At 67.2% G+C, this 22,662-nt stretch carries 22 protein-coding genes; 12 read left to right on the top strand and 10 right to left on the bottom strand.

The genetic code is table 11. The features are described from left to right. Positions 1-53 precede the first annotated feature (53 nt). The gene (locus KVG96_RS07055; protein WP_217891366.1) at positions 54-197 is read left to right on the top strand and encodes a hypothetical protein; all 144 of its coding nucleotides are present in this window, start codon (positions 54-56) and stop codon (positions 195-197) included. 17 nt (positions 198-214) lie between these two features. Here the strand turns inward: KVG96_RS07055 and KVG96_RS07060 are convergent, their stop codons facing one another. Beyond that, positions 215-1,255, bottom strand: coding sequence for an AraC family transcriptional regulator (locus KVG96_RS07060; protein ID WP_217891367.1), 1,041 nt, complete (start codon positions 1,253-1,255; stop codon positions 215-217). Positions 1,256-1,257: 2 nt separating this feature from the next. Continuing rightward, positions 1,258-2,388: a nitrilase-related carbon-nitrogen hydrolase gene (locus tag KVG96_RS07065; RefSeq protein ID WP_217891368.1), complete on the bottom strand. Its 1,131-nt coding sequence runs from the start codon at positions 2,386-2,388 to the stop codon at positions 1,258-1,260. Between the two features lie 206 nt (positions 2,389-2,594). On the opposite strand from KVG96_RS07065, the gene KVG96_RS07070 reads away from it, so the two are divergent. Both KVG96_RS07070 and KVG96_RS07075 read left to right on the top strand, forming a co-directional pair. Next, the gene (locus tag KVG96_RS07070; protein ID WP_217891369.1) at positions 2,595-4,634 is read left to right on the top strand and encodes an oxidoreductase; all 2,040 of its coding nucleotides are present in this window, start codon (positions 2,595-2,597) and stop codon (positions 4,632-4,634) included. A gap of 218 nt (positions 4,635-4,852) precedes the next feature. After that, the gene (locus tag KVG96_RS07075; RefSeq protein ID WP_217891370.1) at positions 4,853-5,776 is read left to right on the top strand and encodes a 1-aminocyclopropane-1-carboxylate deaminase/D-cysteine desulfhydrase; all 924 of its coding nucleotides are present in this window, start codon (positions 4,853-4,855) and stop codon (positions 5,774-5,776) included. Positions 5,777-5,808: 32 nt separating this feature from the next. Here the strand turns inward: KVG96_RS07075 and KVG96_RS07080 are convergent, their stop codons facing one another. The 3 genes from KVG96_RS07080 to KVG96_RS07090 all read right to left on the bottom strand — a co-directional run bounded on the left by KVG96_RS07080 (position 5,809) and on the right by KVG96_RS07090 (position 8,563). Then, positions 5,809-6,357, bottom strand: a complete 549-nt coding sequence (locus tag KVG96_RS07080; protein WP_217891371.1) for a cytochrome b — start codon at positions 6,355-6,357, stop codon at positions 5,809-5,811. Positions 6,358-6,550: 193 nt separating this feature from the next. After that, positions 6,551-7,378 carry a phosphonoacetaldehyde hydrolase gene (phnX, locus tag KVG96_RS07085; RefSeq protein WP_217891372.1) on the bottom strand — a complete coding sequence of 276 codons (828 nt, stop codon included), beginning with the start codon at positions 7,376-7,378 and terminating at the stop codon, positions 6,551-6,553. Positions 7,379-7,453: 75 nt separating this feature from the next. Further along, positions 7,454-8,563 (bottom strand): 2-aminoethylphosphonate--pyruvate transaminase, encoded by a 1,110-nt coding sequence (locus KVG96_RS07090; RefSeq protein WP_217891373.1) that lies wholly within the window; start codon positions 8,561-8,563, stop codon positions 7,454-7,456. Between the two features lie 112 nt (positions 8,564-8,675). On the opposite strand from KVG96_RS07090, the gene KVG96_RS07095 reads away from it, so the two are divergent. After that, positions 8,676-9,536, top strand: a complete 861-nt coding sequence (locus tag KVG96_RS07095; protein WP_217891374.1) for a LysR substrate-binding domain-containing protein — start codon at positions 8,676-8,678, stop codon at positions 9,534-9,536. 21 nt (positions 9,537-9,557) lie between these two features. On the opposite strand, the gene KVG96_RS07100 is transcribed toward KVG96_RS07095, so the two are convergent. After that, positions 9,558-10,961: a type VI secretion system Vgr family protein gene (locus KVG96_RS07100; protein ID WP_217891375.1), complete on the bottom strand. Its 1,404-nt coding sequence runs from the start codon at positions 10,959-10,961 to the stop codon at positions 9,558-9,560. A gap of 221 nt (positions 10,962-11,182) precedes the next feature. Between KVG96_RS07100 and KVG96_RS07105 the strand changes: the two genes are divergently transcribed. Beyond that, complete coding sequence (locus KVG96_RS07105; protein ID WP_085630602.1) at positions 11,183-11,887, top strand: YebC/PmpR family DNA-binding transcriptional regulator; 705 nt, start codon at positions 11,183-11,185, stop codon at positions 11,885-11,887. A 46-nt stretch (positions 11,888-11,933) separates the two neighbouring features. On the opposite strand, the gene KVG96_RS07110 is transcribed toward KVG96_RS07105, so the two are convergent. Together KVG96_RS07110 and zapE are read right to left on the bottom strand one after the other, a co-directional pair. Continuing rightward, complete coding sequence (locus tag KVG96_RS07110) at positions 11,934-13,247, bottom strand: leucine-rich repeat-containing protein kinase family protein (RefSeq protein ID WP_217891376.1); 1,314 nt, start codon at positions 13,245-13,247, stop codon at positions 11,934-11,936. A gap of 111 nt (positions 13,248-13,358) precedes the next feature. Further along, positions 13,359-14,489 (bottom strand): cell division protein ZapE, encoded by a 1,131-nt coding sequence (zapE, locus tag KVG96_RS07115; RefSeq protein ID WP_217891377.1) that lies wholly within the window; start codon positions 14,487-14,489, stop codon positions 13,359-13,361. 291 nt (positions 14,490-14,780) lie between these two features. Between zapE and KVG96_RS07120 the strand changes: the two genes are divergently transcribed. From KVG96_RS07120 to KVG96_RS07150, 7 genes are all read left to right on the top strand, one after another. Beyond that, the gene (locus KVG96_RS07120; RefSeq protein WP_217892450.1) at positions 14,781-15,302 is read left to right on the top strand and encodes a Csu type fimbrial protein; all 522 of its coding nucleotides are present in this window, start codon (positions 14,781-14,783) and stop codon (positions 15,300-15,302) included. Positions 15,303-15,418: 116 nt separating this feature from the next. Then, complete coding sequence (locus tag KVG96_RS07125; protein WP_217891378.1) at positions 15,419-15,952, top strand: Csu type fimbrial protein; 534 nt, start codon at positions 15,419-15,421, stop codon at positions 15,950-15,952. A gap of 19 nt (positions 15,953-15,971) precedes the next feature. Then, positions 15,972-16,508 (top strand): Csu type fimbrial protein, encoded by a 537-nt coding sequence (locus KVG96_RS07130; protein WP_217891379.1) that lies wholly within the window; start codon positions 15,972-15,974, stop codon positions 16,506-16,508. A gap of 3 nt (positions 16,509-16,511) precedes the next feature. Next, complete coding sequence (locus KVG96_RS07135) at positions 16,512-17,012, top strand: Csu type fimbrial protein (RefSeq protein ID WP_217891380.1); 501 nt, start codon at positions 16,512-16,514, stop codon at positions 17,010-17,012. Between the two features lie 34 nt (positions 17,013-17,046). Continuing rightward, on the top strand, positions 17,047-17,829 hold the full coding sequence (locus tag KVG96_RS07140; protein ID WP_217891381.1) for a fimbrial biogenesis chaperone: 783 nt from the start codon (positions 17,047-17,049) through the stop codon (positions 17,827-17,829). A gap of 82 nt (positions 17,830-17,911) precedes the next feature. Continuing rightward, entirely contained in the window at positions 17,912-20,269 is a 2,358-nt protein-coding gene (locus tag KVG96_RS07145) for a fimbria/pilus outer membrane usher protein (protein WP_217891382.1), read from the top strand. Then, positions 20,266-21,237, top strand: coding sequence for a Csu type fimbrial protein (locus tag KVG96_RS07150; protein WP_217891383.1), 972 nt, complete (start codon positions 20,266-20,268; stop codon positions 21,235-21,237). Before KVG96_RS07145 ends, KVG96_RS07150 begins: the two co-directional genes overlap by 4 nt. Positions 21,238-21,345: 108 nt before the next feature. Here KVG96_RS07150 and KVG96_RS07155 read toward each other — a convergent pair whose 3' ends face one another. Together KVG96_RS07155 and KVG96_RS07160 are read right to left on the bottom strand one after the other, a co-directional pair. Beyond that, positions 21,346-22,098 (bottom strand): anti-sigma factor family protein, encoded by a 753-nt coding sequence (locus tag KVG96_RS07155; RefSeq protein ID WP_217891384.1) that lies wholly within the window; start codon positions 22,096-22,098, stop codon positions 21,346-21,348. Further along, positions 22,095-22,601: an RNA polymerase sigma factor gene (locus tag KVG96_RS07160; protein WP_217891385.1), complete on the bottom strand. Its 507-nt coding sequence runs from the start codon at positions 22,599-22,601 to the stop codon at positions 22,095-22,097. Before KVG96_RS07160 ends, KVG96_RS07155 begins: the two co-directional genes overlap by 4 nt. Between the last annotated feature and the right edge of the window lie 61 nt (positions 22,602-22,662).

The raw sequence follows: 22,662 nt of genomic DNA on the forward strand, positions 1-22,662 counted from the left end.
CTACGTTACTTTCATGAAGGCGGTGTTTCATTTTTCCTTCATGCGGGCACTTTATGCTCGGCGCACAGGTCTGTTTTTCAGACCGTTTTCGGCAAGCGGGGGATCACACGATGGATGACTACCAAGAAGAGCTGCTCGAGTCGCAGGCCTTTGAACTGGACTCGCCGGAGCCGGCCGAGGACGCCACCGAGCTCTGAGGCATTGGCCCGGCGCGTCAGGCCGTCTTGCGGTGACTGCGGCGGAACTCGCCCGGGGTCTGGCCGGTCCAGCGCTTGAACGCACGCTGGAAGGCTTCGGCTGAGGCGAAACCCAGCAGGTAGGCGATTTCGCCGAACGCCAGTTCGGTGTCGCGGATGTAGGTCATGGCCAGGTCGCGGCGGGTGTCGTTGAGAATGGCGCGAAACTGCGTGCCTTCCTCGGCCAGCTTGCGGCGCAGGGTCCAAGTGGGCAGCTTCAGGCGTGCCGCCACTTCTTCGAGGTCGGGTTCCCGGCCGCCATTGAGCAACGGCCCCAGCAGTTGCGTGATGCGTTCACGCAGGCTGCGGGTGCGGGTCAACTGCTCCAACTCCCTTTCGCACAATTGCAGCAGGTGCCGCCAGGTGCTCGGACAGTGTTCCGGATTGCGCCGGGCGAGGCTGTCCAGGCTCAGGCGCAACTGATTCTGCTGGGCGCCGAACTGGATCGGACAGTCGCCGAGCTGCGAGTAGGCCTCACGGTAATCCGGCGCGTCGAACTCGATCTCGATCCGCTCCGCCCGTAGCGGTTCGGGACTGACGCTGGAGAGCTGCTGCAGCCAGCCGGCGATGATCGAGTCCACCACGAAGCGGTTGTAGGCGTTGTACGGGCTGATCGAGTAGAAGCGCAGCCAGGCGCCGTCGGTGTCTTCGTGGAAGCTCGACTGGCCGCGGTAGTTGGAGCCGTACAGCGCTTCGAAGCGGATCAGGCAGCGGGCGGCTTCGCGCACGGTGGGCGCCTGGGCTGCGGTGACCCCGGCCAGCCCGGCCTGGCTGAGGCGGCTGAGCCGGCCCATGCGCAGGCCGAGCGCCGCGTCGCCGGTCAACTGGATCGCCCCGTGGCCCAGCCGCATGTAGCGCGGGATCGACAGGCGCGCACCGGCCTCGGCGAGGCGGGCGGGATCCAGGCCGTACTGTTCGAGCAGGGGCTGCGGGTCGGTGCCGTGGCTGCGCATGGCGTCGGCCAGGCTGTGGACGAAGCCCACCGACAGATCCCCGAGGCGCATCGGCAGCGGCTTCACGGCTACAGCCAGAGGTTGAGCAGGCGCGCGCCGCGGGCGTCGCCGTCGGTGAACTGCTGGCCGTTGCTGCTCAGGAAGCTTTGGCCGGTGGCCGGCTTGTCCCAGAACTGGCCGCGCAGGAACACGCTGATGCCGGCCGCCGCACGGCTGCCGGGCGCTTGCGCGGTGAGCGTCAAGCGGTGCCAGGCCTGGCCTTCGCTGACCTCGCCGGGCTTGAGCGGCACCGAGGCCGGTGCGTCCGCCCCCTGATAGCCGCGCCAGGGCAGATCCCAGGCGCCATGGCCGACGACGAAGGCGGGCACCGCCACCAGTTGCGCGCCTTGCTCGTCGAGCCTGCGGTAGTTGTCCGGGTACCAGCTGTCGTTGCCGATCAGCACGCCGAGGCGGCCGGCAGGGGTGTCGACCACCGTGACCGGCGAGGGGGCCTGCGAGGGCCCGGTTTCGTTCTGTTCGAAGATCGGACGCATCTGCCGCTGCGGTTGGCCGATCGGCGCGCCGTCACGGCCGAACACCACGCTGCTGTTGAACAGCGCGCCGCCGCCGGCCTTGAGCTGGCCGTCGATGACGCTGGGCTCCGGCAACACGATCGAGCCGGCCACCAGCGTGACGCGAAATTCCTTGGCCAGGCCGCCGAACAGGGCCTGGTAGTCCTTGGCCATGTCCCTGGACTTCATGCGCAGGTGGGCGTCGTCCAGCCGGCTGTCGCCCCGGGCGCTGAGCCAGGCGCGGGCGAACTGCAAGGGGTTGCTGGCCGCCAGCCAGTTCATGGCTTCGGGGAGGGTGGCGGCCTGGTACAGCTCGTCTTTCTCGCCGCTGATCATCAGCCAGGTGCCGACATGCTCGGGCAGCACCACCACGGTCTTCTCGTTGAGCAGGCCCTGGTCCTGGGCCTGTTGCAGGTAGGCGGCGAGCTTGCGGTGCAGGCGCTCGGTGCTTTGGTAATCGGTGGGAAACAGCTCCGGCTGGATCCCCAGCAGGTTGCCCCGGTCGGCGGGGGTGCCCTGGTCGACCGCCAGCCGGATGCGCAGGTCCGACAGGTAATGGCCCATAGGGCGGTCGGCGGTCCACATCGCATACCAGGCAAGGGCGGCGATGATGGCCATGGAAAAAGTCAGGTACAGAAGTTTGCGCATGAAGACCAACGACAGCCGGGTGCAGGGTGTGCGACTAGGGTAGGGCCGGCGCCGGTGCTTGCCAAGGGGCGCTGCGCATTTGGATCAATAACTTGTCAGTTACGGTCATTGAGTGACGGGGATGCGACTCTTAGTCTGTCGGGCATGACTGACGGGGGACGCAGAGCTCCCGCACTTTTCCGTGATCGCTCGCTGTGGAGTTAACGATGACCGCCGCTCACTATCCGCACCTGCTGGCCCCGCTGGACCTGGGATTCACCACGTTGCGCAACCGCACCCTCATGGGCTCGATGCACACCGGCCTTGAAGAGAAGCCGGGCGGTTTCGAGCGCATGGCGGCCTACTTCGCCGAGCGTGCCCGTGGCGGCGTGGGCCTGATGGTCACCGGCGGCATCGGCCCGAACGACGAGGGCGGCGTGTACTCCGGCGCGGCCAAGCTGACCACCGAAGAAGAGGCGCTCAAGCACCGCATCGTCACCCGTGCCGTGCACGAGGCGGGCGGCAAGATCTGCATGCAGATCCTCCATGCCGGCCGTTACGCCTACAGCCCCAAGCAGGTCGCGCCGAGCGCGATCCAGGCGCCGATCAACCCGTTCAAGCCCAAGGAGCTGGACGAGGAAGGCATCGAGAAGCAGATCCGCGATTTCGTCACCTGCTCGGTGCTGGCCCAGACCGCCGAATACGACGGCGTCGAGATCATGGGTTCCGAAGGCTACTTCATCAACCAGTTCCTGGCGGCCCACACCAACCACCGCACCGACCGCTGGGGCGGCAGCTACGAGAACCGCATGCGCCTGCCGGTGGAGATCGTGCGCCGGGTGCGTGAGGCGGTCGGCCCGAACTTCATCATCATTTTCCGCCTGTCGATGCTCGACCTGGTCGAGGGCGGCAGCACCTGGGAAGAGATCGTCCAACTGGCCAAGGCCATCGAGCAGGCCGGCGCGACCATCATCAACACCGGCATCGGCTGGCACGAAGCGCGGATCCCGACCATCGCCACCAAGGTTCCGCGTGCCGCGTTCAGCAAGGTCACGGCCAAGCTGCGCGGGTCGGTGAGCATTCCGCTGATCACCACCAACCGCATCAATACCCCTGAAGTGGCCGAGCAGATCCTCGCCGAGGGCGACGCCGACATGGTGTCGATGGCGCGTCCGTTCCTGGCCGACCCGGACTTCGTCAACAAGGCCGCCGAAGGCCGTGCCGACGAAATCAACACCTGCATCGGCTGCAACCAGGCGTGCCTGGATCATACGTTCGGCGGCAAGCTCACCAGTTGCCTGGTCAACCCGCGCGCCTGCCACGAGACCGAGCTCAACTATGTGCCGGTGCAGCGGCTCAAGAAGATCGCTGTGGTCGGCGCTGGGCCTGCCGGACTGTCGGCCGCCACCGTGGCCGCCGAGCGCGGGCATCAGGTGACACTGTTCGATTCGGCCAGCGAAATCGGCGGCCAGTTCAACGTCGCCAAGCGCGTGCCGGGCAAAGAAGAATTCTACGAGACCCTGCGCTACTTCAAGCGCAAGCTGCAGACCACGCATGTCGAGCTGTGCCTGAACACCCGTGTCGACGTGGCGCAGCTGGTGGACGGCGGTTACGACGAGATCATCCTGGCCACCGGCATTGCGCCGCGGGTGCCGGCGATCCCGGGCGTCGACAACGGCAAGGTGCTGAGCTACCTGGATGTGCTGCTGGAGCGCAAGCCGGTCGGCAAGCGCGTCGCGGTGATCGGCGCTGGCGGCATCGGCTTCGACGTGTCGGAATTCCTGGTGCACGAGGGCGTGGCCACCAGCCAGGACCGTGCCGCGTTCTGGAAAGAGTGGGGCATCGATGCGCACCTGGAGGCCCGCGGCGGCGTGGCCGGGATCAAGGCCGCGCCCCATGCGCCGGCCCGTGAGGTGTTCCTGCTGCAACGCAAGAAGTCCAAGGTCGGCGACGGCCTGGGCAAGACCACTGGCTGGATTCACCGCACCGGTCTGAAGAACAAGCAGGTGCAGATGCTCAACAGCGTCGAATACCTGAAGATCGACGACGAAGGCTTGCACATCCGCATCGGCGAGACCGGCGAGCCGCAGGTGCTGGCGGTGGACAACGTGGTGATCTGCGCAGGTCAGGATCCGCTGCGCGAGCTGCACGACGGTCTGGTCGAGGCCGGGCAGAGCGTGCACCTGATCGGCGGCGCCGATGTGGCGGCGGAGCTGGACGCCAAGCGGGCGATCAACCAGGGTTCGCGCCTGGCGGCCGAGATCTGACCGACGCGGCGCTGTCCTTGTGGGAGCGAGCCTGCTCGCGATAGCGGTCTGAGGGGCAGCGCTACGGTTGACCGGGCTGACGCCATCGTCAGCAGGCTGGCTCCCACAGGGATTGGGGTTGAATGCAGCCGCTGTGTTCACCTCAAGGTCATGTGGATGCACGGCAGGACCGAGACAGTTGCTTTAAGATGCCGGCTCTTTCTCCGGAACCGGCATCGATGTTTCTTCCCCCCTCCGACTGGCTCGCCCAGGCTCCGCTCGAACGGCTTCGGCTCGACTGGCTCGACCGCGCCGGCATCGAGGCGGCGGTCCTGCGCCTGGACCGCATCGATCCGCTGATCAGCGGCAACAAGTGGTTCAAGCTCGTCGAGCACCTCAAGGCCGCCGACCGGGCCGGTGCCGAAGGCATCATCAGCCTCGGCGGTGCCCACTCCAATCATCTGCATGCCTTGGCCGCTGCGGGCAAGCGCCTGGGGTTCGCCACGGTCGGCCTGTTGCGCGGGCATCCGCAGGACACGCCCACCGTGACCGATCTGCAGGCCTTCGGCATGCAACTGCACTGGCTCGGCTATGGCGGTTACCGGGCGCGGCATGAGCCGGGGTTCTGGCAGCCATGGCAGGCGCAGTATCCGACGCTGCATGCGGTGCCGGAGGGCGGCGGAGGGCTGGCGGGCGCACGGGGCTGCGCAGCGTTGAAGGAGCAGGTCGACGTGCAGCTCGGCGCGCTCGGTTGGGACGGCTTCGACGCTTGGTGGCTGGCCTGCGGCACCGGCACCACCCTGGCCGGGCTGGTGCTGGCCGAGGCCGGTGGCCGACCGGTGCATGGCGCGCTGGCGGTGCCGGACGACCACGGCGTGGCGCCGCAGGTCGATGCGATCGTCCGGGAGGCCGGGCTGGAGAGTCCGCTCTACGCGCTGACCGACGCCAGCCGCGGCGGGTTCGCCAAGGTCGATCCGGCCTTGCTGGCGTTCATCGAACGCACGGAGCAGGCCTGTGGTGTTCCGCTGGAGCCGCTGTACACCGGCAAGGCGTTGTTCGCGCTTGAACGGTCCGTCGAGGCCGGCCGCTTTCCCGCCGGCACGCGGTTGGTGTTCGTGCATACCGGCGGATTGCAGGGGCGCAGGGGATTTGCGGTGCGCTGAGCGCTTTCGAACGAAGCGGTCGCCGGCGGCGATCACCCGCGCTTGGGCATCATCCGCAGCAGCGTGTTGTCGCCTACGACATAGTGGTGATAGAGCCCCGCCAGCGCATGCAGCCCGATCAGCCCGTAACCGATGTTGCCGATCAGCACATGCCAGTGCTCCACCTGCTTGGCGAACGTCTTGTCTTCATGCACCAGCAGCGGCAGGTCGAAACCGTAGAACATCACTTGATGGCCTTCGGCGCTGGTGATCAGCCAGCCGAGGATCGGCATGGCGATCATGAACAGGTACAGCGCCCAGTGCATCAGCCGGGCGAGGGCGGTCTGCCATTGCGGCGACGCCGGAAAAATCTTCGGCGCCGGGCCCAGGCTGCGGGCCAGCAGGCGGAACCACACCAGCACGAACACGGTGAGGCCGAGCATGTAGTGCACTTCGCGGATCAGCGTGCGGCCGCCGCTGCCCTTGGGAAAGTAACCGCGCAGCTCCATGCTGGCGTACACCAGCACCAACAGCACCAGCATCAACCAGTGCAACAGGACTGACACAGTGCTGTAGCGTGATTCGGAACTTGTCCAGGGCATACGGTGTTTCCTCACGGATCAGGGTCGGAACGTGCCGTTCTTGAGCGACGGCCTGTTTTAACTGTAATCCTCTTTAGAAGGATTTGCCTGAACATGAAAACGCTTTCACCGGGCTGAATCAGGGGGTTGCCCAAAAAAATCGCCGCTGTCACGAAGACAGCGGCGATTTTTTTTCCCGAAGCGTACGGCGGGATCAGCTGCCCTGAGGCATTTCGCCGTTGGCCAGGCGCCGGTTGATGTCGGCGATCACCGGGGGCAGGTCGCTGATGGTGTCGATCAGGTAGTGCGGGCGCGAACCCTCGAACAGAGCGTGGATGCGCTGGCGTTCGCTGGCCAGCGTCTGGCTGTCCAGTGCGCGGAAGCCCGCGTAGTCCAGCCCCAACGCGTTGCCGGAGCAGGTCAGCGCCACGGTCCACATCCCGGCGCGGCGGCCCTCGAGGATGCCCGGCACGGTGTCGTCGATCTTCACGCAGGCGGCGACGTCATCGATGCCCAGCGCAATCACGTTGGCCAGGGCCTGGGCCGGCCAAGGACGGCCGTTGGGCACCTCGTCGGTGGCGACCACGTGGTCGGCGACGTAGCCGTTGGCGGCGGCCAGGGCCACGACCTTGTCCATCACCTGCTTCGGATAGCCGGAGCAGGAGCCGATCCGGATCCCTTGCCCGCGCAGGCGGGCGATGGTGTCCAGCGCGCCGGGGATCAGCGCCGAGTGTTCGGCGATCTTCTCGATCTGCAACGGCATGAAGCGGTTGTAGATGGCCGTCACGTCGTCGTCGGTCGGGGTGCGGCCGAACGCCTTGCGATAGCGCTCGGCGACCTGCGGCATGTCGCACAAGGTACGGATGTGGTCCCACTTGCCCATGCCCATCGGCCCGCGGGCCTCTTCGATGGAGACCTGGACGTCGAATTCGGCGAAGGCCTCGACGAAGATCTGGGTGGGGGCGAAGGAGCCGAAGTCGACCACGGTGCCGGCCCAGTCGAGGATGGCGGCTTGCAGGCGGGTTGGGGCGGTGTAGTTCATGCTGGGAATCCTGTATGGGCGATGCGGTTCAAAGGCAGGAGCAGGCTCGCTCCCACAGGGGATGTTCGGGGTGGTTCAGGTGTCGAAGACTTCCATTTCGCGCAGCGCCTCGCCCACGGCGGCGACGGCCTCGCGCATCTGCGCCGGGTCGACGTGGCCGATGCAGCCGACGCGGAACGTCTCGACCTGGGTCAGCTTGCCGGGATAGAGGATGAAACCCTTGGCCTTGACCCGTTCATAGAACGCCTTGAACTGGTAGCGCGGATCCTTCGGCGCGTGGAAGGTGGCGATGACCGGGGCCTGGATGGCGGCGGGCAGGAAACTGCGCAGGCCCAGCGCGGCCATTCCGTCCAGCAGTGCCCGGCAGTTGGCGGCGTAACGCGCATGGCGCGCCGGCAGGCCACCTTCTTCGTTGTATTGCAGCAGGGCTTCGTGCAGCGCCGCGACCACATGGGTCGGCGGGGTGAAGCGCCATTGGCCGGTCTTCATCCTGTAAGCGTGCTGGTCAGCCAGATCCATCGCCAGGGAGTGAGAGTTGCCGGCGGCAGCGGCCAGGGATTCCTTGCGGGCAAACACGAAACCCATGCCCGGCACGCCTTCCAGGCATTTGCCGGAAGCGGCGATCAGTGCGTCGAACGGCACCTGCTGGGCGTCCACCGGCAAGGCGCCGAACGAGCTCATGGCATCGACGATCAGGCGCTTGCCGTGGCGCCGCACGACATCGGCGATGTCCGCCAGCGGGTTGAGGATGCCGGTGCTGGTTTCGCAGTGGATCAGCGCCACGTGGGTGATGGCGCTGTCGGCGCGCAGCAGGCAGTCGACGTCGGCGGCGGTGGTCGGTTCGTCTTCGGCGGTTTCGAAGGTGCTGAACGGGCGGCCGAGGACTTCGCAGATCTTCGCCAGCCGCTTGCCGTAGGCGCCGTTGATCAGCACCAGCACCTTGCCGTCGCGGGGCACCAGCGTGCCGATGGCGGCTTCGACGGCGAACGTGCCGCTGCCTTGCAGGGGCACGCAGTGATGGGTGTCGGCGCCGTTGACGATCGCCAGCAGCTGTTCGCAGAGACTGGCGGTCAGCCGGTTGAAGCCTTCGTCCCACGAACCCCAGTCCACCAGCAGGGCCTGGCGGGTGCGGGCCGAAGTGGTCAACGGGCCTGGGGTGAGCAGGATCGGGGCGGCGGTACTCATGGGGTGTCCTCGCGCGGGTGCTGTGGGCTGAAGCTACGGGGCATACGTTGCAATTCGGCGCCTCATCAATCAAATTGTTTGTTGTTATGCTAGTCATCAGTGAGGGTTATTCATGAACCTGTTCCAGCTCCGGGCCTTCGACGCCGTGGCCCGGGAAGGCAGCTTCACCCGGGCCGCCGCACGGCTGTTCATCAGCCAGCCGGCGGTCACCGGGCACATCAAGGCGCTGGAGGAGCACTACCAGATCACCCTGTTGCGCCGCACCGCACGGCGGGTCGAACTGACCGAAGAGGGCACCCGGCTGGCGGCGATCACCCGGGCCATGTTCAGCCTCGCCGAAGAGGCCCAGGTGATGCTCGAAGCCAACCGCCAGTTGCTCACCGGCCGGCTGGAGGTGGCGGCAGACGGCCCGCACCTGGTCATGCCGATGCTCGCCAGGCTGCGGGAGCGGTATCCGGGGATCACGGTGAACCTGCGCCTGGGCAACGCGCAGGAAACCCTGGCCGCGTTGCTGTCCGAGCATGCCGACGTGGCGGTGCTGACCGAGGTCGAACCGCGCAAGGGCCTGCACCTTCAGGCGCTGAGCGAGTCGCGGATCTGTGCGCTGGTGCCGGCGGGGCATCCTTGGTCGGTGCGTTCGGGCACCGTGGCGCTCAAGGCGCTGGATCGGGTCATCATGGTGCTGCGGGAGCCGGGCTCGATCACCCGGCGCACCTTCGACGGCGCGTGCGCGCAGGCCTCGGTCCGGCCGCGGGTGTTGCTGGAACTGGACAGCCGCGAAGCGGTGACCGAGGCGGTGGCGGCGAACCTGGGCGTCGGCGTGGTCTCGTCGGTGGAGGTCAGCCCTGATCCGCGGGTGGTGGCGCTGCCGTTGGCCGGGGACGGGCTGGAGAACCGGCACATGATCGGCTGCCTGGAGCGGCGGCGGGAGCTGCGTCTGATCCAGGCGTTCCTGGAGCTCGCGCCGGCTTGAGAGAAAAAGCCTCGGCACCGTTCAAGAAGGCGCCGCGCGGTTGAGCAGCCAGTCCAGCAGCAGTCCGTCGGCCGGCGCAGGCGTCGTGGAGGGCGCCGGCCGGGCGTGGCAGGCGTCCAGAAACACAATCGGCCGGTCCGGGTCGCTGTCCAGGAAGCTGACCCATACCCGGCTGCCCGCGCAGGGCAGATGTTCGCAGGCGATCCGGCCTGCGGCCGTGGCCGAAGCGATCGCCAGCCACAGAACGCCGGGTTCGGCGTCGTGGCATTGCTCAGGCCACAGGCGCACGGCCATGCGCCCCTGTTCATCCACTTGCGCAGGCGCTCCGGGCGCACCGACCACTTGCGCCGGCTGAAACCCCGGGATCCGTGGGCGGGGCTGCGTTTGGGGCGGGCGGTATTCGGTCGACCACGGTTGCGCGGTGAAATCGTTGCGGTAATGACGGGGAGGCGACGCCGGTTGCAGGATCGACGGCTGCCGACCCTGGTGGCGCAACTCGGTGATGAGCCACTGTTCGTTAAAGGTGCTCATCGGGTGATCCGCCACCAGCAGCAGATGGCCGCTGCGCAGCTCGGTCGCATCGCTCTGGCCCTGGATGCAGCGGTTTGCGCACCGTTGGCGCTGCAGGTGGCGACGGCTGCGTTGATCGGCATGCACCGCCTCGGCTGATCGGCTGCCCGGCGCCGTCGGCAGGGGCGGCAGCGTATGGTTGGCGGCGGTGCCGTCAGGGTTGCCGTGCCCCCGTTCGAGAACGGTGGGCGGCATGGGCGGGCAGACCGCGTCATGGCGCTGGAACAGGACGCTGATGGCTGAAGGGGACGCGCCGGCCTGTGCGCCGAACACGACGGTCGCCGGCACTGGCGGCAGGCTCAGACTGTCGTCGGCGAACACGGCGACATGGCCGTCGCAGCGGTGTTCGAAGTGAAAATGAATGCCTTCTTCTTCGCACAGGCGTCGCAACAGCGCCAGGTCGGTTTCCTCGTACTGGATGCAGAACGGGCGCGGCGGGTACTGTCCCACCGTCATTTCCAGTCGGTATCCGGCGGGCGGCAGGCGATGTTCGGTCAACAGCCGCTCGATGATCGCCGGCACGCTTTGGTTCACGAAGACCCGCCGGCGGGCCGCCTGGTCGAGCCGTTGCAGGTGCGGCACCAGCACCAGCCGATAACCGGTCTGGTGGACGGCCCGGTGTTCGCAGCCGACGCTGTGTATCGTGCCGTGGATGCCTTGCTGGTCATTGAGCCTCAGAAACGCCGGCTGGTGCAGCAAGGCGTCGGGCGTCAGGGCCGGCGTCACGCCGATGGCTTCCACCTCAAAGCGGTAGGGCCGGTTCAGCGCTTCCCGGCCGCTGAACCGCAATACCGGCAGCGTCAGGGCGCCATCGGCCAATGTCAGGGTGAAGGGACTTTCCTTGTCGTTGTGCATGGGCGGCGATTCTGTCGGGCGGTACGGGCGTGAAAGGGTACGAAACCGCAGTGCCGAATGGACATGGCAAACCGGCTTTTCCGAATCGCCCTACAAGCAGTGGTGAAGATGTCGATTCCGCCGATGGATTTTTTGGTCGATTGCCGACTTTAGGGCGTATAAACTTGGCCCCCTGCGTCGGCCAATAGATGTCTCGGCGCCACAGATCAAGAGAGTGAGTAATGGGCGCACAGTGGAAGGTTAAACACAAAGAAGCGGCAGCCAACGCCAAGGGCAAGATCTTCGGCAAACTGGTGAAGGAAATCACCATCGCTGCCCGCAACGGTGCCGATACCGCCACCAACGCACACCTGCGTCTGGTGGTCGAACAGGCCAAGAAAGCCTCGATGCCCAAGGAAACCCTGGACCGCGCCATCAAGAAAGGCGCAGGCCTGCTGGGCGAGACCGTGCAGTACCACCGCGTGACCTACGAAGGATTCGCCCCGCACCAGGTGCCGCTGATCGTCGAGTGCGTCACCGACAACGTCAACCGCACCGTCGCGGAAATCCGCGTGGCGTTCCGCAAGGGCCAACTGGGCGCTTCCGGTTCGGTGTCGTGGGACTTCAACCATGTCGGCATGATCGAAGCGTCGCCTGACACCCCGGACGCCGATCCGGAAATGGCCGCCATCGAAGCCGGCGCCCAGGATTTCGAGCCGGGCGAAGAGGGCGCGACCCTGTTCCTGACCGATCCGACCGACCTCGACGCCGTGCAGAAAGCCCTGCCGGAGCAAGGCTTCACCGTGCTGTCGGCCAAGCTGGGCTACCAGCCGAAGAACCCGGTCAGCGGTCTGAGCGCCGAGCAGATGGCCGAAGTCGAAGCGTTCCTGGAAGGCCTCGACAACCACGACGACGTGCAGGACATGTTCGTCGGCCTGGCAGGCTGATCAGCCTGTGGTGAGGGAGCGTGCTCCCTCACCAAAAGGGCAAGCGTCACAGCTTGCCCAGCAGCGCCGTCACTTCGCCAAAGCCTGGCCGCGACAGCACGTCCGGCTGGCAGCAGCGCTGCTCCAGCGCCTGAAGCGCTGCACGCCGTTCATCGCTCAACCCTGAGTCGATCCGCTCCAGCAACTCTCCCAGCAAGATCCCGAACGCCCGCACTTCGATGCGTTGCAGCGCGCGGGTCTCCAGGTTGTCCTCGGTGGCATGGAACGATGCCGCACCGAAGTCCCCCAGCAGGCAATCGCCCTGATCGTTCAGCAGAATGTTGTGCCCGTAGAGGTCGCCATGGGTGATGCCGTGCCCGTGCAGATGCTCGGCCACCGATGCGATGCCGCGGGCGACCCGCAGGGCGGCGTCGGCATGGAAGCGGCAGTCGTCGGTGTACACGTCCCGCGAGCAGGACGCCAGGCTCGGCAAGGCGGCCAGGTTGCGGTAGTGCGGATCGATCAACTGCATCACCAGCCCTTGCGCACCGTCCGGATGGCGGCCGATGCGCCCTTCGACGCGGATCAGGTTCGGGTGCCGGCCGGCGGTGATGCAGGCGTTCATCTCATGCAGCGGCGAGCCGTCGCTGGTCATTTCCCCTTTATAGAGCTTGACCGCCACCGGTGTGTCCGGCTGACCGTCACGTTGCCAGAGCGCCCGTGAGATCACCCCCGAAGCGCCTTCGCCGAGCTTGTGCTCAAGGCGCAGCGTCGACCAGTCGATCACCGGCGTTGCGTCGAGCGCGGCCGAGTCCGCCTCGGTCTCCAGCGGATTGCCGGCGTAGGCCAGCCAGGTCAGGGCCGGCAGGGTCAGCAGCCATTGCGGCAGTTCGGTGAAGCGGTTGGCGGCGATGCGGATCAGCTCCAGCCGATGGCAGGCCTGCATGCTCGACGGCAGTCGGGTGAGGCGGTTGCCGGCCAGCAACAGTTTCTGCAGTGCGGGCCGTTCGCCCAGTTCATCCGGCAGGGTCTCGATGCGGTTGTCGGTGAGGATCAGCCAGCGCAGCTTCGGCGGAAGCGCCGCGCCCGGCACATGGACGATGCGGTTGGCCTTGAAGCCGACCATCGACAGCGTTTCGCAGCGGCCGACGCAGGCCGGCAGCTCGGTGAAACGGTTGTCGGAGCAGAACAGGATCCGCAGGCGGTGCAGGCGGTGCAGGTCGTCCGGCAGGCTGCTCAAGGCATTGCCGCTGAGGTTGAGCACCTCCAGGCTGTCCGCCAGGTCGAAGATCTCGCGGGGAAAGTCGGTCAGGCCTTCGCAGAGGTCCAGCCGGGTGATGCCCGACAACTCGCCGGCGCGCAATTGAGCAAGGGTGTGCATGAACGGATCCGCTTCCAGAGGGAAGGCGCGCGGGGCGCCGGAAATGGGCGACATGATAGCGGCAGATCGGAACCGGCGCAGTGTTGTGGCGCACGCAGGTTCCAGCAAGGATCAAGCGGGATCGTGTCGTTCCGACAGTTGCCCCAACCGGCTGCGGGTGCGGGCCAGGTCGGTGGCGTGGCCGCCGAGGCTTTCGCGCAGGGGCAGGTTTCCCAGCAGCGTCAGGTGCTTGTCCTGGTCGTAGAGCACGTCGATCAGGTTGATGAAGCGCTGCTGGGCCGCGATGGAGCATTCGCCCAGGGCCGGCAGGTCGTCGATGATCCAGTGGTCGAAGCGCCGGCACAGCTCCAGGTAGTCCATGACCGCCGTGGGCTGTTCGCACAGATCGCTGAAGCTGAAGCCGACACGGCGCTGATCCAGCAGCCAGGCCCGGACGTGCCGGCTGCCCACCGCCAATGGCTGCGGCTTGGCATCGTGCGGCGGCAGACCCAGGCGTTCGCGCTGCGCCGGGGTCGCCGGCCAGACGTAATGGCCCTGGGTGAACACCTGATGCGCGTGCTGACGCGCCTGGCTGCGGTAATCGTGGGGGCCGCCGACCTCCATCACCTGCATGCGCGCGTTGATCAGGTCGATCACCGGCTTGAACCGGGCGTGGTACAGCGGGTTGGGCAGCAAGCCTTCGGGCGGGTAGTTGGACGTCACCAGCAGCACGGTGCCGCGTTCGAACAGGGCCTTGAACAAACGGGCGATGAGCATCGCATCGCCGATGTCGTGCACGTGGAACTCGTCGAAGCACACCACGCGGCAACCGTGCAGCAGTTCGTCCAGGGTGGCGGCCAGGGCGTCCTCCTGCGCGCGGTGGCTGAACATGCCTTGATGCAGTTGCGCAAAGAATTCATGGAAGTGCAGGCGCCGCTTGCGTTCGGTCGGCAACGCCTGGAAGAAACCGTCGAGCAGCCAGCTCTTGCCGCGCCCCACGGCGCCGTGCAGGTACAGGCTGGGCGGGGTCTGCGCGGTCGCGCCGAGCAACAGGCCCGCTTGCCGCGCCATGCAGTCGATGACCCGCTGCTGGCTGTGGCTGAGGGTATAGCCCTGGCCGTGGGCCTTGTGCCGGAAGTAATCGCGGATCGCCTGGGCACCGGCGCAATGGCCGGCGCCGGCCGGGGCGCCCTTGCCGAACAAGCGGCGCAGCGCCGACCAGCGATGGGCCTGGCGCGGGCGTTCGGGCGGTTGGGCGGACACTGTGGGGGCTCTCCGTGGTCAGGCCGGCTCCCCGAGCTCGGCGGCGTAGTGTAACCAGACGGGTAGTTTTCCTTCCACCACGGTTCATCGGCGCAACGTCGATGTTGGACAGCATCTTGCGGCAGGTACAGGTTTTCGCAGCGGCAACTGTCGACCGTTCGCCAATCTTTCGAAACAAATCCCGTCAGATCGCTGGATCCAATCGACTGGCGGAATCGTCGTCCATTGCTAACCTTCAACACAGTTGCGACGCACAGGTCGCGTACAGGGATCAGGGCCGTGAAGGCAGCACTGAAGGCGGCATGGAAAACCATCGCGGCGTGGGCACTGGCGGCGCCGCTGTCGGCCGCCGACCTGCAGGTCGAGGTGCGGGTCGACGTGCAGCGCGGTTGCCGCTTGATCGGCCAGCCACGCGAGGCGGGCATCGGCCAGGCGGGTGTGCTGGACTTCGGCAACATCGCGCGCCTGGACGATCCGGCGGGGCCGCTGGGGGCTGCGCTCGCCGACCGGCGATTGCCGCGGCTGGAGTGCAACCCGGACACGCCGTACCAGATCCGCATCGACGGCGGGCTCCATGGCGGTGTCGGAGACGTGCGCTACCTGGCAGGGACATCGGGCGGCAAACCCATTCCCTATCGCCTGTACCGGGATGCCGCACGGCAAGTGCCGCTGGGGGTGAACGTGCCGCTCGGCGGGCGGGTGCCGGACAGCGGCACGGTGGAGCTTGCGCTGTATGCGCGGATAGAACGGCTGGCGGAGGTGCCGCGGGTCAGTCGCTATTCGGATCTGATCAAGGTGACGGTCACCTGGTAGGTGGCCGTCCGTACCAGAACAACCGGTAAAGGGCCCGACGGATTCGGGTGCGAAGGGAAGGGCGCTCAAGGTCGGGCGCGGTGATCAAACCACCTGAAGGAGTAGGGACACACGCGATGACAAGCAAGCACTGGCTGTTGGTGGCCGCAGGCGGGTTGCTGTTGCTCGCCGAGGATGCGCAGGCGGTGGTCAGCGGGCAGATCCATGCGCGGCTGACCCTGATCGCCGGCTGCGAGGTGACCAACGCCACGAGCCCCGGCAGCCCCGCCGACGGTTTCGGCTCGCTGGACTTCGGCCGGCAGGGGCCGACCTGGGACGCCCCGCTCAAGGCCAGCATCGACCAGCAGGGCAGCGGTCGGCTCAATGTCGCCTGCAACCCCTCGGTGACCGGCTTCACCGTGACCATCGACGGCGGTGCCCATGGCGACGGCAATACCCGGCGCTTGAGCAACGGCCGTCAGACCATTCCCTATCAACTGTTCCTCGATGCCTCGGGCCACCAGAGCTACAGCATCGGCCAGCAACACAATTTCGCTGTCACCAGCGGTGCGCAGATACCCATCCCGGTGTTTGGCTCGGTGGTGGCGAACACCCGCGCGCTGCCTGCCGGTGTCTATACCGACACCCTGACGGTGACGCTCGACTGGTAAACCGTAGAGGAAGGACACCATGCGTACGTTTGCATCAAGGATAGGCCTGTCGCTGCTCGGCCTGACGCTGGCCTCCAGCGCCGGCGCCGCCACCACGGTCACCGGTCAGATCACCTCCAGCCTGATCCTGATCAGCAGTTGCCAGGTGAACGGCGCGGGCGGCTCGTCCGGCCTGAACTTCGGCGCCTTGAACTTCGGCACCAGCAACAGCCTGTTCACCACCGCCAGCGGGCAAGTGCTGGGCGGCGGAGGCGGCGCGTTGTCGATCCTCTGTTCGGCCGGCACCACGCCGGTGGTCAAGGTGCGGGCCGGCGCCCACGACGGGCAGTCCGCCGGGGGCACGCGGGCGCTGTACGACGGGGTCGCCAACTACGTGCCCTACGACCTGTACACCGACGCGGGGCATTCGCAGCTGCTGGCCATCGACGGCACCATCAGCCTCGCCACCAGCACCGGCGTGGCCCAGACCGTGAACATCTACGGTCAGGCGGTTGGCAAGGCCGGACTGCCGGCGGGCACCTACACCGACACCATTTCCGTCGAACTGACGTTCTAGCCCATGGGCCGGCGGGGCTGGACGGCACTGCTCCTGCTCTGCGGGTTCGGCGTGCCGTTGCCGTTGGCGGCGGTGACCAGCCAGAGCTTCCAGGTCAGCGCCACGGTGACGCCGGGTTGCCTGGTGGTGGGCGGGGTGTCGAACTACGGCGCCTTGAACTTCGGTTCGAGTTCGGCCCTGGCCACCGGCACGGTGCAGGTGGCGCTGACGGGTGGCGTGCAGTTGCAATGCACGCCGGGGGTGGCGCTGAACATGACTGTCGACGGCGGCCTGTACAACAGCGGCGGGCGCAACCTGCAGCTCAACAGCGGCAGTGCGCGGGTGGCCTACTCGCTGTTTCGCGATGCCGCCTACAGCCAGAGCCTGGGCATCGGTCAGAGCGTGGCGGTGACCTACAGCGACGCGAACAACATCAGCCTGCCGATCTACGGGCGGGTGCAATTGCCGGGCAATCAGCCTGGGGGGACTTACAGCGACGTGCTGCAGGTGCAGCTGTCGTGGTGACACGGCGTTCGGACGGCCGACAAGGAGCAGTCACATGGGGGCATTCACGTCACGGCATCGGTTTTGGGTGATGCCGGTTCTGGCATTGGTTGCTGCGCTCAAGGCGCAGGCCGCCAGTTCGGTGCTGATCTGGCCCATCGATCCGGTACTGGAGGCCGATCAGCAGGCCAGCGCGCTGTGGCTGGAAAACCGCGGCAATGAAACCGCCAACCTGCAGATCCGTGTGTTCGGCTGGAGCCAGAGCGGGTTCGAGGAGCAGTACCGCAACCAGCGCGAAGTGATCGGCAGCCCGCCGGTGGCGAAGATCGAACCGGGGCAAAAGCAACTGGTGCGCCTGACCCGCACCCAAGACGTCCCGCCCGGTCAGGAGCTGGCGTACCGGATCATCATCGACGAAATCCCGTCGGCCTTGCCGCCCGCCGCCGAAGACGGCAAGACCGCGGCGGCGATCCGCTTTCAGATGCGTTACTCGGTACCGCTGTTCGCCTACGGCGCCGGGTTGTGGAGCAAGGAGGACAGCACCCGCCAGCGCGACCCCAAAGGCGTCGGCGTGCCGCAGTTGAGCTGGCGCACGGTGGCGGTGGACGGCCGGCCCTTCGTGGAGGTGCGCAACCAGGGGGCGGTGCATGCGCGCTTGACCGATGTGGCGATACGTCAGGGCGGGCAAAGCAAGCCCCTGGCCGAAGGGCTGCTGGGCTATGTGTTGCCCGGTGCGGTGATGCGCTGGCCGGCCCCGGTGCCGCCGGGAGGGGAGGCGGCGTTGCAGGTCCGCGTCAACGGCGCGACGCAGGTGCAGAGCATCGCCCCGGCGCGGTAGCGGGCCGGAGGGGTGAGTGAATACCGCTACGGGACGTGGCGGCATCAGGAGGAACCAGTCCATTGATGGACGTGAAGCGCGAATGAGTCCGGGATGGGCTCGACGTATCCGGCGTCCGTTGTGGTTCATGACCGGCGCGTGTTGCCTGGTGTTCGTTGATCTGGCCGGGGCCGGCGAACTGCCGCCGCCTCCCAGCGGCATGGAGGCCGTGAGCGATGCGCAGCTGTTTCTGGACCTGGTGGTGAACCGGATGAACACCGGACGGGTGGTGGCGGTCGAGCAGCGCGGCGGGCGCCTGTACGTGCCGGTCGCGACGCTGCGCGAGACCGGCATGAACCTGCCGCAAGGGCTGGGAACCGAGGTCGACCTCGAGGGCTTGCCGGGGCTGCACAGCGAATACGACAGCGCCGGCCAGCGGCTGCTGCTCGACGTGCCGCCGGACTGGCTGCCGGAGCAGTTCGTGGGCAACCGCCAGGCCTACCCGCGCACCCCGGCGCTGAGCAGTTTCGGGGCGCTGTTCAACTACGACCTGTACCTCAACGACACCGACGACGCCGGCACCTACCTGGCGGCGTGGAACGAAGTGCGGGTGTTCGACAGCTGGGGCACGTTGTCCAATACCGGGCAGTACCGGCGCACGCTGTCGGGCGATGCGGCGGGTTCGCTGGACAACGGTTACCTGCGCTACGACACCGCCTGGCGCTATTCCGACGACGACCGGATGCTGACCTACGAGGCCGGCGACGTGGTCAGCGGCGCGTTGCCCTGGAGCAATTCCGTGCGCCTGGGCGGCGTTCAGTTCTCCAGGGATTTCGCCGTGCGTCCGGACCTTGTGACCTATCCGCTGCCGCAGTTCGCCGGCGAGGCGGCGGTGCCGTCCTCGGTGGACCTGTTCATCAACGGCTACAAGTCCAGCAGCGCCGACCTGCAGCCGGGGCCGTACACCCTGACCAACATTCCGTTCATCAACGGTGCGGGCGAGGCGGTGGTGGTGACCACCGATGCGCTGGGCCGGCAGGTGTCCACCACCGTGCCGTTCTATGTCACCAGCAGCCTGCTGCAAAAGGGTTTGAGCGATTTCTCGGTGTCCGCCGGCACCTTGCGCCGTGAGTACGGCCTGAAGGATTTCAGCTACGGCCCGGGCGTGACTTCGGGCAGCCTGCGGTACGGCGTCAGTGACGCGTTCACCCTGGAAAGCCATGCCGAAGCCGCTGAGGCGCTGACGCTGGGCGGCGTCGGGGGCAACCTGCGGCTGGGCAACTTCGGGGTGCTCAACACGGCGGTCAGCCAAAGCCGATTCGACGGCGACACCGGCCAGCAGTTGAGCGTCGGTTACCAGTACAGCAGCCAGCGCTACAGCTTTTCCTGGCAGCGGCTGCAACGCCGTGACCGGTACGCCGACCTGAGCGTGATCGACACGCCTTACGCCAGCCTGAGCCGGCGCAGCGAACAGGCGACCCTGAGCGTCAACCTGGAGCGCTGGGGCAGCCTCGGCGCCGGGTATTTCGACATCCGCGCGGCGGACGACACGCGCACCCGCTTGCTCAACCTGACGTGGAGCAAACCGCTGTGGCGCAACAGCAGTTTCTACCTGTCGGCCAACCGCGAGATCGGCGACAGCAACTGGGCGGTGCAGGCGCAACTGGTGATCCCGTTCGACCTGTACGGCAGCCTGGCGGTCAGCAGCGAGCGCAGCAAGACCGGGCAGTCGCAGCAACGGGTCAACTTCAGCCGCGCGGTGCCGATCGAGGGCGGCGTGGGCTTCAACCTCGGCTACGCCAGGGGCGACGGCGCCGATTACCGCCAGGCGGACCTGACCTGGCGCCTGCAGTCGGTGCAGTTGCAGGCCGGGGTCTACGGCACGTCCGAGGCCGAGACCCGCTGGGCCGATGCCAGCGGTTCGCTGGTGTGGATGGACCATCAGGTGTTCGCCGCCAACCGCATCGACGATGCGTTCGTGGTGGTCAGCACCGACGGCTTCGCCGACATTCCGGTGCGCTACGAAAACCAGCAGGTCGGCCGCACCGACCGCAACGGCCACTTGCTGGTGCCGTGGAGCAGCGCCTACTACCGCGGCAAATACGAAATCGACCCGTTGAACCTGCCGGCCAATGTGCGCAGCCCGAATGTCGAGCAGCGGATCGCCGTGCGCCGGGGCAGCGGCTATCTGCTGGAGTTCCCGCTGAGCCGGGTGGTTGCCGCGAGCGTCGTGCTGGTGGACGCGCAGCAGCGCGAGCTGCCGCTGGGCAGCGGCGTGCTGCATGAGCAGAGCGGCGCCCGCACGGTGGTCGGCTGGGACGGGCTGGTGTACCTGGAGAACCTGTCGGCAGAGAACTCGCTGCAGGTGACGCTGGCGGGCGGCAAGACCTGCAAGACGCAGTTCAGCGTAGACGTGAACCAGGACCAGGTGCCGCTGATCGGCCCGCTGGTGTGCCAATGAGCGGCGTGCGGATCTGCCTGTGGCTGGCGCTGATGCTGCCGGGCGTGGCCCACGCCTTGTGTTCGGTGGTCAGCACCGTCCCGGTGGCGTTCGGCACGGTCAGTTCGATTTCCGTGCGCACCACCTCGCAGCCGGGCTCGACCTTGAACGCCGGCCTGAGCTGCACCGGTTCGCTGCTGTCGCTGCTGGCCAGCAACGATCATTTCTGGGCCACGGTCACCTCGACCCAGAGCGGCCTGCTCGGGCCCACCGGCGATGTCATCGGCTACACGATCTACGCCAACAACAGCACCAGTTACCCGTTGACCCGCGGCACCGCCTACGACTTCGCCCGCAACGGCATCATCGATGCCCTCGGCCTGCTCAACGGCACGACGCCCAAGACCGTGCCGCTTTATTTCGGCACCACGATCGGCAGCAACGTCGCGGCGGGAACGTACAGCGAGACCCTGAGCATCTTCTGGAACTGGAACTATTGCTCCGGCATCGGCATCGGCGGCATCTGCCTGGGGCGCGACATCGCCAGCGGCACCACCACGCTGACGGTGAACCTGACCGTGGCCAACGATTGCACCATCACCGCGCCGAACATCGCCTTCGGCAGCGCGCCGGTGGTCAGCGCCTTCGTCCCGGTGACGGGGCAGACCATCAACCTTGCCTGCACCAAGGGCAGCGCCTACACCGTGGGCCTGAGCGACGGGCAGAACCCGGTCAGCGCCGGCGGGCGGCGGCGGATGGTCTCCGGCGGCAACTACCTGGCCTACGACATCTTCAAGAGCGCCGGCACCACCCGCTGGGGCAGCGTCGGCGCCGCCCGCCGGGCCAGCAGCGACGCCGAGGTCAACCCCGGCAACGGGCTGGGCACCGGCAGCCAGGTCTTCAACTACAACGCCAAGGTCTACACCGACCAGACCACGCCGCCGGCCGGGACGTACCTGGACAATGTGGTGCTGGATGTGGGGTTCTGAAGCGGAGGATTTTGTCGGCGTCGGCCGGCGATAGGGCAGGTGCTCAGGTGTAGGCCTCATCGCCATCCTGCCGGCGATGGCGTCGCTGACGACGCCGCCAGGAAGGGATCAGAAGGGCAGCGACTGCTTGAGCAACGGTGCCGCCGGGGTGTCGGTCGGGCTGACCATCGCGTAGTTGTAGCCGTCGCCGGACCAATAGTCCGCGCGCAGCTCGCCGTCGCTGCGGCTGCCGCGGGGCAGGAAGGTGTTTTTCGGGCCCGGCGGGCGCAGGTAGAAGCTGACCTTGTGACCGCTGCCGTCCTCGTACATCACCATCGCCGCCGGCCCCTCGTCGGTGCTGAGCAAGCGGCCGCTGACCGGCCGGAATCCGGCCGCCGACAGATCCGGCAGACGGCTGGCCCGGGCAAAGTAACGGTCGAGCCACTGCTGCATGCCGCTGTCGCCGGCCACGGTGTAGTCCGCCGGCAGCAGGCCTTGCTGGGCGATGAGGCGATAGGCCTGCAAGGCGTCGGTCATGGGCGCGGGGGCGTGCACCAGGGTCATTTGCCGGGCCTGCCAGCCGCCGAAGCCACCTACACCCACGGCGAGCATCAAGACGGCGGCACTGGCCCAGCGGCGCTGGGCGTTGCGCTTGAGCCGCTGGCGGACCGCCAACGGATCGAGCTGCGCATTGGCCGGTTGCTGCAGCGCGCCGCTCAGGGCCGCCCGCAGGTGCTGGGCATCGGTTTGCCAGGCGCGGACTTGTGCGGCTTCGTCCGGGTGGCTGGCGAGCCAGGTTTCCAGCTGTTGCCGGTCGGCGTCGTTGAGCTGGCGGTCGACATAAGCGTGAAGGTCACGCTCGCTGGGGGGCAGACTGATCATTTGAGTATCCGCATGGAAGGGCTGCTGATTTCGCCGTCGCTGAGCTGGCGCAAGGCCTGGCGGGCGCGGGACAGGCGCGACATCACGGTGCCGATGGGGACGTCGAGGACTTCGGCGGCCTCCTTGTAGCTCAAGCCCTCCACCGAGACCATCAGCAGCAGGGCGCGCTGTTCGGCGGGCAGGCGGTCGAAGGCTTGCAGGGTGGAGCGGGCGATCACCGTGCGCTCCACCGAAGGTTCGGCGTCGTCACGGCCGGTGAAGAACTCAAGCATGCGCGCATAACGCCGCGAGCGCCGGTGGGCATCGAGAAACTGACGGTAGAGGATCGCGAACAGCCAGGCGCGCAGGTCGCCGTCCGGGCGCTTGTCCCGCCAGCCCGACAGGGCCCGTTCCAGGCTGGCCTGCACCAGGTCATCGGCGCTGGCGGCGTCATGCGTCAGCGAGACAGCAAAGCGCCGCAATCGGGGGAGCAGTTCGCGCAGCTGTTCGTCGAGTGTGTTCATGGAGGGTGAAAGCTCTAGGCCGGAAGCGGCATCGAGAGGAAGACGCCGCCCGAGCCCCGTT

Source organism: Pseudomonas ekonensis (assembly GCF_019145435.1).
GTDB lineage: Bacteria > Pseudomonadota > Gammaproteobacteria > Pseudomonadales > Pseudomonadaceae > Aquipseudomonas > Aquipseudomonas ekonensis.

Coding starts and splice junctions, on each gene's coding strand:
- KVG96_RS07110 (WP_217891376.1), bottom strand. CDS start 13,247: ATGCACACCCTTGCTCAATTGCGCGCCGGCGAGTTGTCGGGCATCACC.
- KVG96_RS07105 (WP_085630602.1), top strand. CDS start 11,183: ATGGGCGCACAGTGGAAGGTTAAACACAAAGAAGCGGCAGCCAACGCC.
- KVG96_RS07075 (WP_217891370.1), top strand. CDS start 4,853: ATGTTTCTTCCCCCCTCCGACTGGCTCGCCCAGGCTCCGCTCGAACGG.
- phnX (WP_217891372.1), bottom strand. CDS start 7,378: ATGAACTACACCGCCCCAACCCGCCTGCAAGCCGCCATCCTCGACTGG.
- KVG96_RS07140 (WP_217891381.1), top strand. CDS start 17,047: ATGGGGGCATTCACGTCACGGCATCGGTTTTGGGTGATGCCGGTTCTG.
- KVG96_RS07070 (WP_217891369.1), top strand. CDS start 2,595: ATGACCGCCGCTCACTATCCGCACCTGCTGGCCCCGCTGGACCTGGGA.
- KVG96_RS07055 (WP_217891366.1), top strand. CDS start 54: ATGCTCGGCGCACAGGTCTGTTTTTCAGACCGTTTTCGGCAAGCGGGG.
- KVG96_RS07125 (WP_217891378.1), top strand. CDS start 15,419: ATGACAAGCAAGCACTGGCTGTTGGTGGCCGCAGGCGGGTTGCTGTTG.
- KVG96_RS07155 (WP_217891384.1), bottom strand. CDS start 22,098: ATGATCAGTCTGCCCCCCAGCGAGCGTGACCTTCACGCTTATGTCGAC.
- KVG96_RS07150 (WP_217891383.1), top strand. CDS start 20,266: ATGAGCGGCGTGCGGATCTGCCTGTGGCTGGCGCTGATGCTGCCGGGC.
- KVG96_RS07080 (WP_217891371.1), bottom strand. CDS start 6,357: ATGCCCTGGACAAGTTCCGAATCACGCTACAGCACTGTGTCAGTCCTG.
- KVG96_RS07095 (WP_217891374.1), top strand. CDS start 8,676: ATGAACCTGTTCCAGCTCCGGGCCTTCGACGCCGTGGCCCGGGAAGGC.
- KVG96_RS07065 (WP_217891368.1), bottom strand. CDS start 2,388: ATGCGCAAACTTCTGTACCTGACTTTTTCCATGGCCATCATCGCCGCC.
- KVG96_RS07160 (WP_217891385.1), bottom strand. CDS start 22,601: ATGAACACACTCGACGAACAGCTGCGCGAACTGCTCCCCCGATTGCGG.
- KVG96_RS07145 (WP_217891382.1), top strand. CDS start 17,912: ATGAGTCCGGGATGGGCTCGACGTATCCGGCGTCCGTTGTGGTTCATG.
- KVG96_RS07130 (WP_217891379.1), top strand. CDS start 15,972: ATGCGTACGTTTGCATCAAGGATAGGCCTGTCGCTGCTCGGCCTGACG.
- KVG96_RS07135 (WP_217891380.1), top strand. CDS start 16,512: ATGGGCCGGCGGGGCTGGACGGCACTGCTCCTGCTCTGCGGGTTCGGC.
- KVG96_RS07100 (WP_217891375.1), bottom strand. CDS start 10,961: ATGCACAACGACAAGGAAAGTCCCTTCACCCTGACATTGGCCGATGGC.
- KVG96_RS07090 (WP_217891373.1), bottom strand. CDS start 8,563: ATGAGTACCGCCGCCCCGATCCTGCTCACCCCAGGCCCGTTGACCACT.